Here is a 10,414-nt window from a genome sequence, read left to right on the forward strand (position 1 = left end):
GGGGGGGGGGGGGGGGGCCCCCCCCGCGGGGGGGGGGGGGGTGGGGCCGGGCGCGGGCGGGGGGGGGGGGGCCCCCCCCCGGGCCGCCCCCCCCGCGGGGGGGGGCGCCCCCCCCCCCCCGCGCCGGGGGGTCTGAGCCCCCGTACGCCGCCTTACTTCTTCTTCTGGCCGCGCTTCTCGCGCACCCGGACCGAGATGTGGATCGGGGTGCCCTCGAAGCCGAACTCCTCGCGCAGGCGGCGCTCGACGAAGCGGCGGTAGCCGTGCTCCAGGAAGCCCGACGCGAACAGAACGAACCGCGGGGGCTTGGTGCCCGCCTGGGTGCCGAACAGGATGCGCGGCTGCTTGCCGCCCCGGATGGGGTGCGGGTGGGCGGCGACGATCTCGCCGAGGAAGGCGTTGAGGCGGCCGGTCGGGACGCGCGTCTCCCAGCCCGCGAGGGCCGTCTCGATCGCCGGGACCAGCTTCTCCATGTGGCGGCCGGTCTTGGCGGAGACGTTCACCCGGGGCGCCCAGGAGACCTGCTGCATCTCGGTCTCGATCTCGCGCTCGAGGTAGTAGCGGCGCTCCTCGTCGAGGGTGTCCCACTTGTTGTAGGCGATGACCACGGCGCGGCCGGACTCGACGGCCATGGTGATGATGCGCTGGTCCTGGACGCTGATCTTCTCGCTGGTGTCGATCAGGATGACCGCGACCTCCGCCTTCTCGACGGCGGCGGCCGTGCGGAGCGAGGCGTAGTAGTCCGAGCCCGACTGGAGGTGGACCTTCTTGCGGATGCCGGCGGTGTCGACGAACTTCCAGGTGACGCCGCCGAGCTCGATCAGCTCGTCGACCGGGTCGCGGGTGGTGCCGGCCAGCTCGTTGACGACGACCCGCTCCTCCCGCGCGACCTTGTTGAGGAGCGAGGACTTGCCGACGTTCGGGCGGCCGATGAGGGCGATGCGGCGGGGGCCGCCGACGGTGCTGCCGCCGAAGGTCTGCGCCGGGGCCTCGGGGAGGACCTCCAGGACGGCGTCCAGCATGTCGCCGGTGCCGCGGCCGTGCAGCGAGGAGACCGGGTAGGGCATGCCGAGGCCGAGGGACCACAGGGCGGCCGCGTCGGCCTCGCCGCTCTGGCCGTCGACCTTGTTGGCGCAGAGCACGACGGGCTTGCCGGCCCGGCGCAGCAGCTTGACGACGGCCTCGTCGGTGTCGGTGGCGCCGACCTTGGAGTCGACGACGAAGACGCACGCGTCGGCGGCCTCGATGGCGTACTCCGCCTGGGCGGCGACGGAGGCGTCGAGGCCGAGGACGTCCTGCTCCCAGCCGCCGGTGTCGACGACCTTGAAGCGGCGGCCGGCCCATTCGGCCTCGTAGGTGACGCGGTCGCGGGTGACGCCGGGCTTGTCCTCGACGACGGCCTCGCGGCGGCCGATGATGCGGTTCACCAGGGTGGACTTGCCGACGTTGGGGCGGCCCACGACGGCGAGGACGGGGAGCGGGCCGTGGCCGGCCTCCTCGATGGCGTCCTCGACGTCCTCGATGTCGAAGCCCTCTTCCGCGGCGAGCTCCATGAACTCCGCGTACTCGGCGTCGCCGAGTGCTCCGTGGTCGTGCTGGTCGTTCATGAAGTCCGTTCCTCGTCGTTCGTGGTGGTCGGTGGCACCCGCGGGGCGGGTCCACTACTTGGTCGTGGCGGTGAGCCGCTCCCTCTTAGAGAGTCTCACCTAGCGCCCGGTGAGGCGCCTGGCGTTTTCCAGGTGGGCGGTCAGCCGCTCCTGTATGCGTACGGTGGCCTCGTCGAGCGCCTTGCGGGTGCGCCGCCCCCCGCCGTCCCCGGCGTCGAAGGCGTCTCCGAAGACGACGTCCACCCTGCCCCTGAGCGGGGGCAGCGCCTTGACCAGGCGGCCCTGGCGGTCGGTGCTGCCGAGCACGGCCACCGGGACGATGGGGGCGCCGGAGCGCACCGCGAAGTACGCGAGGCCGGCGCGCAGCGAGGCGAAGTCGCCCTCCCCCCGGGTGCCCTCGGGGAAGATGCCGAGGACGCCGCCGGTCTCCAGGACGCCGAGCGCCCGGGTGATGGCGGTGCGGTCGGCGGTCGTGCGGTCCACGGCGAGCTGACCGATTCCGCGCAGGAACGGGTCGAGCGGGCCGACGAACGCCTCCTTCTTGATCAGGAAGTGCACGGGGCGCGGCGCGGTGCCCATGAGCATCGGGCCGTCGATGTTGTGGGCGTGGTTCACGGCCAGGATGACGGGTCCGGTGGCGGGCACCTTCCAGGCGCCGAGCACGCGGGGCCGCCAGAGGCCGTACATGAGGCCGATGCCGATCCGGCGTCCGACCGCCGCTCCCCGGGGAGAGGGCGTGTCGTTCACTTGGCGGCCCGCTTCTCCTCGACCAGGGTGACGACGCACTCGATGACCTGGTCCAGGGTGAGGTCGGTGGTGTCGACCTCGACGGCGTCGTCCGCCTTGGCGAGCGGCGAGGTCTTGCGGCCGGAGTCGGCGGCGTCGCGCCGGATCAGGGCGGCCTTGGTGGTGGCCAGGTCGGTGGCCTCCTTGCCCTTGAGCTCGCCGCTGCGGCGGGCCGCGCGGGCCTCGGCGGAGGCGGTCAGGAAGACCTTGAGGTCGGCGTCCGGGAGGACGGTGGTGCCGATGTCGCGGCCCTCGACCACGATGCCGCCCTCGGCGGCGGCCGCGATGGTCCGCTGGAGGTCGGTGATCAGGGCGCGCACCTCGGGGACGGCGCTGACGGCGCTGACCTTGGAGGTGACCTCCTGGGTGCGGATGGGGCCGGAGGCGTCGAGGCCGTCGACGGTGATGGTGGGCGCGGCGGGGTCCGTGCCGGAGACGATCACCGGCTTGGCGGCGGCGAGGGCGATGGCCTGGGGGTCCTCGGTGTCGATGCCGTTGCTGAGCATCCACCAGGTGATGGCGCGGTACTGGGCGCCGGTGTCGAGGTAGGAGAGCCCGAGCTTGGCCGCGACGGCCTTGGAGGTGCTGGACTTGCCCGTGCCGGAGGGACCGTCGATGGCGACGATCACGGCGGACGAAGCGGTTTCCACGGTGTCTTGCACCTTCCTGGTTGCGCGAGCGGTGTCCGGGCGCGCGAAAACGCCCCTCTCCAAGGTTACCGGCCCGGCGGGGCGGCCCCGGCCGGGCGGTGGCGGCGGGGCCCCGGGGGGTCCGGGGCCCTGGTCGTCCCACCGCTGGACGGACGGCCGGGGCGGAGGCCGCCGGGGGCGGGCGCCGCCGGGCGGGACGGCCGGGGCGGGCGCCGCCGGGCCGGGTCACTGCTGGCGCAGGGCCCAGCCGCTCTCCCGGAGGGTGGCGGTCAGGGCGGCCACGGCGCGGGGCTCGACCATCAGCTGGACGTGGCCGGCCTGCTGGCCGGTGGCGTGCTCGATGCGCACGTCCTCGATGTTGACGCCGGCCCGGCCGGCGTCCGCGAAGATGCGGGCCAGCTCGCCGGGCTGGTCGCTGATGAGGACGGCCACCGTCTCGTAGGCGGCGGGGGCGGTGCCGTGCTTGCCGGGCACGCGGGTGCGGCCGGCGTTGCCGCGCCGGAGCACGTCCTCGATGTCCGCGGCGCCCTCGCGGCGCTCGTCCTCGTCGGTTGACTGGAGGGCGCGCAGGGCCCGTACCGTCTCGTCGAGGTCGGCGGCGATGCCGGAGAGGACGTCGGCGACGGGACCGGGGTTGGCGGAGAGGATCTCGACCCACATGCGGGGGTCGGAGGCGGCGATCCGGGTGACGTCCCTGATACCGCCGCCGCAGAGGCGTACGGCGGTCTCGTCGGCGGTCTCCAGGCGGGCGGCGACCATGCTGGAGACGAGCTGGGGGGTGTGCGAGACGAGCGCGACGGCCCGGTCGTGGGCGTCGGCGTCCATGACCACGGGCACGGCGCGGCAGAGGGCCACCAGCTCCAGGGCCAGGTTGAGGACCTCGGTGTCGGTCTCGCGGGTGGGGGTGAGGACCCAGGGGCGGCCCTCGAAGAGGTCGGCGGTGGCGGCGAGGGGCCCGGACTGCTCCTTGCCGGCCATGGGGTGGGTGCCGATGTACGTGGTGAGGTCGAGGCCCTTGGCCTCCAGCTCGCGCCGCGGGCCGCCCTTGACGCTGGCCACGTCGACGTAGCCGCGGGCGAGGCCGCGGGCCATGGCGTCGGCGAGGGCGGCGGAGACATGGGCCGGGGGGACGGCCACGACGGCGAGGTCGACGGGGCCGTCGGGGGCCTCGTCGGTGCCGGCGCCGAGGGCGGCGGCGGTGCGGGCCTGGGCGGGGTCGTGGTCGGCGAGGTGGACCTTGACCCCGCGTCCGGCGAGGGCGAGCGCCGCGGAGGTGCCGATCAGTCCGGTTCCGATGACGACGGCGGTTCTCACGGGGGCGCTCCTTGGTCGGGGGCGGGCTGGGCTGTCCAGCGTAGTCAGCCCGTGACGCGGCGCGCGCGACCGCCCGCCCACCGAGACGATCTTGCCCACCGGGCGCCCGGATGGCGGGCAGCGGGTACGGTGCCCGCTCCCGCGACGGCGGGACGCGCGGGCGGCGGGGGCAGGACGCACCGACGGCGGCTCCGAGGGGGACCCGCAGCCGCCGCGCGGGGTGCGGGGGCCCGGCGCCCGACGGCGGCTCCGAGGGGGGCCCGGAGCCGGCGCGGGGTGCGGGACCCGTCGCCGTGCGGGGCGGCCGGGCATGGCGCGCGGGCGGCAGGACTCGACGGGCGAGGGACGGGCCGGGACAGGACGACGTGCAGCGGCGGCGCCGAGGGGGACTCGGCGGGAGCTGCCCCGCGGGGTACAGGGTCCCGTCGCCGTGCGGGCGGGCCGGGGCCCGGCGCCCCGAGGGCGGCGTCAGCGGGAACTCGGAGCCGCCGCGCGGGGTGCGGGCCCCGGCCCGCCGGGGGCGGGCGGGCGCGGGGCGCGCGGGCGGCAGGACGTGCCGGGCGCGGGGCGGGCCGGGGGCCGGACGTGCGGGCGGCGGCGCCGAGGGGCTCGGAGCCGCCGCGCGGGGTGCGGGGGTCCGTCGCCGGGCGGGCCGGGGGCGGTCCGGGGCGGGTGGCGCGTCAGGGCCTCACAGGTTCTGCGCGCGGATGATGTCCTCCAGCGAGCCGCTGGGGAGGGTGCCCTGGGGCGTCAGCTTGTCGACGACCTGGGGCAGGGAGCGGGCGATCTCGTCGGCGGCCTCCTCCGGGGAGACGCCCGCCTCCGCGGCCGCCTTGCGCAGGGCGTCGTCCGGCAGCGCCTCCGCCAGCTGGGCGCCGCTCACCGGCTGGTTCTCGCCGGTGCCGACCCAGGACTGGGCCTGGTCGACCAGGCCGGACCTGGTCAGCATGTCCATCAGTCCGCCGAGGGGGTTGCCGTTCGCGCTCCCGGAGCCCTGGCCGCCCGGGCCCTGGCCGGCGCCGCCCATGAGGGCTCCCAGCAGCGCGCCGAGGACGTTGCCCGCGCCGCCGCCCTGGCCGCCGCCGCTGCCGCCGCTGCCGCCGAGGAGACCGCCCAGCAGGGAGCCGAGGTCATTACCCGCCATGGTCACGCCTTTCGAGTGAGGGCCGGAGCCCGCGCCGGTGCGGGTCCGGTACCGGGCCACGGGGCCGTGGGGCCGCCGGGCCACGGACAATGTCACCCGAACCATCCCGTACCGCCACCTGGCGGACGGCGGGCCGGGACGGGCCTGCGGTACAACCGGGGGATGATCTTCCACCTCGTCACGCTCGCCGACTGGTCCGCCGACCCCGGCCTCCCGTACGCCCCGCCGTCCCTCGACTCCGAGGGGTTCACGCACTGTTCGGCCGACCGGCCGACCGTCCTGGAGATCGCCGGCCGGTACTACCGGCAGGTGCCAGGGCCGCTGCTCGCGGTGGAGGTCGACGAGCGGGCGCTCACGTCGGAGGTCCGCCGGGAGGGTGAAGCGGGCGCGCGCTACCCGCACGTGTACGGACCGCTCGACCGGGCGGCGGTGACCCGGCTGTGGGAGGTGCGGCGCGACGGGGACGGCGTACCGCTGGACCTCGTCCCGTGGAGCGGCGGCGTCTGACGCGGGCGGCGGTGCTTCTCCTGGGGAGCCGGGCGCGCCAGGATGCTGCACCTGAGCGACGACCCGAGGAGAGACCATGCGTGAAGACACCTCCCGCCGTGCCGTGATGGCGGCCGGCGCGGCGGTCCTGGCGACCGGCACCCTGGCCGGCTGCGGTTCCGACGACGACGGCGGTACGGGCGCGGGCACCCCGTCCGCGACGACGGGGGCCGGCACCCCGGCGGAGTCCGCCGCGCCGTCCGCGTCCGCCTCCGCCCCGGCCGAGGCGGGCGGAACCCCCGGGGAGGCGCTGCTGAAGACCTCGGAGGTGCCCGTCGGCGGCGGCACCGTCCTGGCGGCGCAGAAGATCGTGGTCACCCAGCCGACCACGGGCGAGTTCAAGGCCTTCAGCGCGGTCTGCACGCACCGCGGCTGCACGGTCAACAAGGTGGCCGACGGCACGATCGACTGCCCGTGCCACGGCAGCAGGTTCGCCGTCGGGGACGGCGCGGTGGTGAAGGGACCGGCGACGAAGCCGCTGCCCGGCAAGGAGATCACCGTCGAGGGCGGCGAGATCCGGCTGGCGTAGCCTCGCCCGTATGCATCCCGAAGCGCTGGTACGCGACCACACGATCTACGCGTGCGTGATGGGCTCACGCGCGTTCGGACTCGCGACGGAGGGGAGCGACACCGACCGGCGCGGGGTGTTCCTGGCCCCGACCCCGCTGTACTGGCGCTTCGAGAAGCCCCCCACGCACGTGGAGGGGCCGCTGGAGGAGCAGTTCTCGTGGGAGCTGGAACGCTTCTGCGAGCTGGCGCTGAAGAACAACCCGAACATCCTGGAGTGCCTGCACTCCCCGCTGGTCGAGCGGATCACCGGCACCGGCGAGGAACTCCTCGCGCTGCGCCCGGCGTTCCTCTCGGCGCGCGCCCACACCACCTTCGCCCGCTACGCGGCCGGCCAGCGGGCGAAGCTGGAGGCCGACGTGCGCAACCACGGCGCCCCGCGCTGGAAGCACGCCATGCACCTGCTGCGGCTGCTGCTGTCCTGCCGGGACCTGCTGCGCACCGGCCGCCTGGACATCGACGCCGGTCCGTACCGGGACCGGCTGCTGGCGGTGAAGCGCGGCGAACTGACCTGGGCGGAGGTCGAGTCCTGGATGAACCGCCTCACGGAGGAGGCGGAGGCGGCGGCCGCCGGCACCCCGCTGCCGCCCGAGCCCGACCGGGCCGCGGTCGAGGACTTCCTCGTCCGCACCCGGCGCGCCTCGGTCTGACGGCCGGTCCGGGGCCGGGTCCGGTCCGGGTCAGGCCGGATGGACCGGGCCGGGTCGGCTGGGCTGGGTCGGCCCGGGCCTGGCCGGATGGACCGGGACGGATGGACCGGGCCAGGTCGGGTGGGCCGGTCCGGCAGTCGGGCCCGGGCCCGGCCCCGGACGGCGGGGCCTAGGACGGGCCGCCGGTCCGGGTCCGTACGACGAAGTCGTGGAGCGCGTCGAGGGATCCGGGCCGGTCCGGCAGCCGGGTCTCCGCCTCGGCCGCGTCGAGCACGCGGTGCAGCGCCTCGTGGTCCGCGCGCAGCCGGTCCGGTACGAGGCCCTCCGCGGGCCCGTGCTCGGCGGCGGCCTTGGCCTCGATCAGCTCCCCCAGGTACCCGGGCGCCTCCGGCACCTCCCCGCACAGCGTCGGCAGGTGCGCCTGCACCTCGCCCGCCCGCATCAGGTGCACGCCGGTCAGCAGCGCCCGGAAGGAGTACAGCAGCGGCTTCAGCTCACCGGTCCGCTCGAAGAGCCGCCACTGCGTGCCGGCGAACCCCCGGTAGTGGTGCGCGTGGTGGGAGGTGAGCACCCCGGATGCCAGCGCGCGCAGCTCCTCGTGCGCCCCGGTGGTGTGCACCACCAGGGGCGAGAGGAGCTGCTCCAGCACGTAGCCGTTGCGGCGGAGCATCAGCCGGACGAACTTGCGCAGGTCGTGCGTGACGAGGTCCATCTCGACGCCGTCGCGGTCCCACATCCGGGTGCGGGTCTCCTCCGGCTCGTGCAGTCCGATCAGCGAGGCGACCGGGAGGAGGTGCACGCCGCGCAGGTCCACGTCGGAGTCCCGCGAGGGGAACCCGTACAGGTGCGCGCCCGAGACGGTCGCGAACAGCAGCGGGTCGGGCTGCTCGGCGACGAGGGGGGTCAGGTCCACACTCAGGGCGTCCAGCATGGCCCGATCATGCCAGCCGGCCGGCCCGGGCCGGCCCGGGGGCCCCGCCCCGGGACCGCAGGACCGCCGGGCGGCCGCCGGACCCAGGGACCGCAGGACCGCCGGGCGGCCGCCGGACCGCCGTACCGCAGGGCCGACGGCCTCCGCCGCTCAGGCGTCCCAGAGGGCCCCCAGGGCGAGGAGTTCCCCGCGGTACTCGATGCGCTCCGCCCACGCGCGGGGCCAGGCGGCCGCGCCCAGATGGGCCCCGGCGAAGGCGCCGGCCAGGCAGGCGATGGAGTCGGAGTCACCGGAGGTGCAGGCGGCCCGGCGCAGGGCGCGCAGCGGCTCCTCCGGGAAGAGCAGGAAACACTGGAGGGCCGTGGCCAGCGCCTCCTCGGCGATCCAGCCCTCCCCCGTGGTCAGGCAGGGGTCAGTCTCCGGCGAGGGGTTCCGCAGGGCGGCCGCCAGCCGGTCCAGGACCGCCAGGCACTCGTCCCAGCCGCGGGCGATGAAGTCCTCGGGCGAGGCGTCGTGGGCGCGGGTCCACAGGTCGCCCAGCCACGTCTCGTGGTAGCGGGTGCGGTTGTCGAGCGCGTACGAACGCAGCAGGCCCACCAGGCCGGTGGGCTCGGCGCCCTGCGCGAGGAGGTACACCGCACGGGCCGTCAGGTCGGAGGCGGCCAGTGCGGTGGGGTGGCCGTGGGTGACGGCGGACTGGAGCTGCGCGGCGCCGGCCCGCTGGTCCGGCGTCAGGCCGGGGGCCAGGCCGACCGGCGCCACCCGCATGTTGGCCCCGCAGCCCTTGGAGTCGATCTGGCTGGCCTCGTGCCAGTCCCGGCCGGTGTCCAGCAGGCGGCAGGCGACCATGCAGGTGCGGCCGGGGGCGCGGTTGTTCTGCGGGGAGTGGTACCAGTCGGTGAACTCGTCGCGCAGCGGGCGCAGCAGCCGCAGCGGGGCGAGGTACCCGCGCTCCATCGCCGTGCTCAGGGCCCGGCCGAGGGCGAGGGTCATCTGGGTGTCGTCCGAGACGACGGCGGGCCGGGGCAGCTCCATCTCCCGCCAGGGCCCGCACTTGGCGAGGATGGACGGTACGTCGTTGAACTCGGTGGGGAAGCCGAGGGCGTCCCCGAGCGCCAGCCCGATCAGCGAGCCGGTCGCCGCGCACTTGGTCCTGGTCGTCGTCATCCCCGTCGTCCTTCCGTCGGTGTTGCCGCGGGTGGCGGCGCCTGTTCGCGCACCCCTTCCGGGGCCCGTTGGTGCGCCGCCGGCCGGAGCAGCGGCGGGTGGAGCGCGGTGGCGGGCCCGGCCCGGTACACGGCGGCCGGTTTGCCGCGTCCGCCGGTCAGCCGGGCGGCCCCGGGTACCTGTGCGACGAACCCCTGCGTGGCCAGCACCTTGCGCCGGAAGTTGGGCCGGTCCAGGGCGGTGCCCCAGACCGTCTCGTAGACCGCCTGCAGCTCCCCGAGGGTGAACTCGGGGGCGCAGAAGGCGGTGGCGAGGCAGGTGTACTCCAGCCGCGCGCCGACCCGCTCCCGTGCGTCGGCCAGGATCCGGTCGTGGTCGAAGGCGAGCGGGCCGGTGCCGCGGGGGCCCGGCCCGGCGGGGCTGCCAGGGCTGCCGGGGTGGCCGGCGCCGTCTCCGGCACCGTCGAGCGGCACCCAGCGGGCGTGCTCGGCGTCCCCGCCGCCGTCCGCCGCGGGCTCGGGCAGGTCCGGTACGAGCGCGGTGTACGCCACCGACACCACCCGCATCCGCGGGTCCCGGTCCGGTTCGCTGTACGTGCGCAGCTGCTCCAGGTGGAGACCCGCGACCACCGGCTCCGGCAGCCCCGTCTCCTCGGCCAGCTCCCGGCGCGCGGCGGTCTCGGCGGACTCCCGCGGCAGCAGGAACCCGCCGGGCAGCGCCCACGCCCCCGCGTACGGCTCCTGGCCGCGCCGGATCAGCAGCACGTGCAGCCGGCCGCCCCGCACGGTGAAGACCGCCAGGTCGACGGTGACGGCGAACGGCTCGAAGGCGTACGGGTCATAGCCCTGCGGCACCGGAACACCCACCCCCTTTAATAGTCACTCTGACTATAAAGCGGCCTCGGGCCCGCCGGCAAGGGCGTACGGGCCCGGCGCCCGGGCCCCCCGGGCCCCGCCCCCCCAGCGGCCGGGCCCCCCCCGGGGGGGGGGGGGGGGGGGCGCCGGGCCCCCCCCCCCCGCCCCGCCCACAGCCAGCGCCCCCCCCCCCCACCA

The 10,414-nt window shown here is 76.1% G+C and carries 11 protein-coding genes; 3 read left to right on the plus strand and 8 right to left on the minus strand.

What is annotated here, in order from left to right; all coding sequences use genetic code 11:
* Nucleotides 1-152: 152 nt before the first annotated feature.
* From der to ACIQUR_RS21190, 5 genes are all read right to left on the minus strand, one after another.
* Nucleotides 153-1,607 (minus strand): ribosome biogenesis GTPase Der, encoded by a 1,455-nt coding sequence (der, locus tag ACIQUR_RS21170; RefSeq protein WP_399955070.1) that lies wholly within the window; start codon nucleotides 1,605-1,607, stop codon nucleotides 153-155.
* Nucleotides 1,608-1,706: 99 nt separating this feature from the next.
* Nucleotides 1,707-2,393 carry a lysophospholipid acyltransferase family protein gene (locus tag ACIQUR_RS21175; protein WP_403666234.1) on the minus strand — a complete coding sequence of 229 codons (687 nt, stop codon included), beginning with the start codon at nucleotides 2,391-2,393 and terminating at the stop codon, nucleotides 1,707-1,709.
* Nucleotides 2,351-3,055: a (d)CMP kinase gene (gene cmk / locus ACIQUR_RS21180; protein WP_403666236.1), complete on the minus strand. Its 705-nt coding sequence runs from the start codon at nucleotides 3,053-3,055 to the stop codon at nucleotides 2,351-2,353. The genes ACIQUR_RS21175 and cmk overlap by 43 nt, the downstream gene beginning before the upstream one ends.
* A gap of 213 nt (nucleotides 3,056-3,268) precedes the next feature.
* Nucleotides 3,269-4,357: a prephenate dehydrogenase gene (locus ACIQUR_RS21185; protein ID WP_403666238.1), complete on the minus strand. Its 1,089-nt coding sequence runs from the start codon at nucleotides 4,355-4,357 to the stop codon at nucleotides 3,269-3,271.
* A 688-nt stretch (nucleotides 4,358-5,045) separates the two neighbouring features.
* Entirely contained in the window at nucleotides 5,046-5,501 is a 456-nt protein-coding gene (locus tag ACIQUR_RS21190; protein ID WP_403666240.1) for a YidB family protein, read from the minus strand.
* Nucleotides 5,502-5,663: 162 nt separating this feature from the next.
* Here ACIQUR_RS21190 and ACIQUR_RS21195 point away from each other — a divergent pair, with 162 nt between their 5' ends.
* The 3 genes from ACIQUR_RS21195 (at nucleotide 5,664) to ACIQUR_RS21205 (ending at nucleotide 7,264) form a co-directional block, all read left to right on the plus strand.
* The gene (locus ACIQUR_RS21195) at nucleotides 5,664-6,008 is read left to right on the plus strand and encodes a DUF952 domain-containing protein (protein ID WP_403666242.1); all 345 of its coding nucleotides are present in this window, start codon (nucleotides 5,664-5,666) and stop codon (nucleotides 6,006-6,008) included.
* A 76-nt stretch (nucleotides 6,009-6,084) separates the two neighbouring features.
* Nucleotides 6,085-6,576, plus strand: a complete 492-nt coding sequence (locus ACIQUR_RS21200; protein WP_403666244.1) for a Rieske (2Fe-2S) protein — start codon at nucleotides 6,085-6,087, stop codon at nucleotides 6,574-6,576.
* A gap of 10 nt (nucleotides 6,577-6,586) precedes the next feature.
* The gene (locus ACIQUR_RS21205) at nucleotides 6,587-7,264 is read left to right on the plus strand and encodes a DNA polymerase beta superfamily protein (protein ID WP_403666246.1); all 678 of its coding nucleotides are present in this window, start codon (nucleotides 6,587-6,589) and stop codon (nucleotides 7,262-7,264) included.
* A gap of 169 nt (nucleotides 7,265-7,433) precedes the next feature.
* Here the strand turns inward: ACIQUR_RS21205 and ACIQUR_RS21210 are convergent, their stop codons facing one another.
* From ACIQUR_RS21210 to ACIQUR_RS21220, 3 genes are all read right to left on the minus strand, one after another.
* The gene (locus ACIQUR_RS21210) at nucleotides 7,434-8,195 is read right to left on the minus strand and encodes a DNA polymerase beta superfamily protein (protein ID WP_403666248.1); all 762 of its coding nucleotides are present in this window, start codon (nucleotides 8,193-8,195) and stop codon (nucleotides 7,434-7,436) included.
* Nucleotides 8,196-8,345: 150 nt separating this feature from the next.
* Nucleotides 8,346-9,362, minus strand: a complete 1,017-nt coding sequence (locus tag ACIQUR_RS21215; protein WP_403666250.1) for an ADP-ribosylglycohydrolase family protein — start codon at nucleotides 9,360-9,362, stop codon at nucleotides 8,346-8,348.
* Complete coding sequence (locus ACIQUR_RS21220; RefSeq protein ID WP_403666252.1) at nucleotides 9,359-10,216, minus strand: NUDIX hydrolase; 858 nt, start codon at nucleotides 10,214-10,216, stop codon at nucleotides 9,359-9,361. Before ACIQUR_RS21220 ends, ACIQUR_RS21215 begins: the two co-directional genes overlap by 4 nt.
* Nucleotides 10,217-10,414 lie beyond the last annotated feature (198 nt).

Source organism: Streptomyces sp. NPDC101132 (genome assembly GCF_044759225.1).
Classification (GTDB): Bacteria; Actinomycetota; Actinomycetes; order Streptomycetales; family Streptomycetaceae; genus Streptomyces.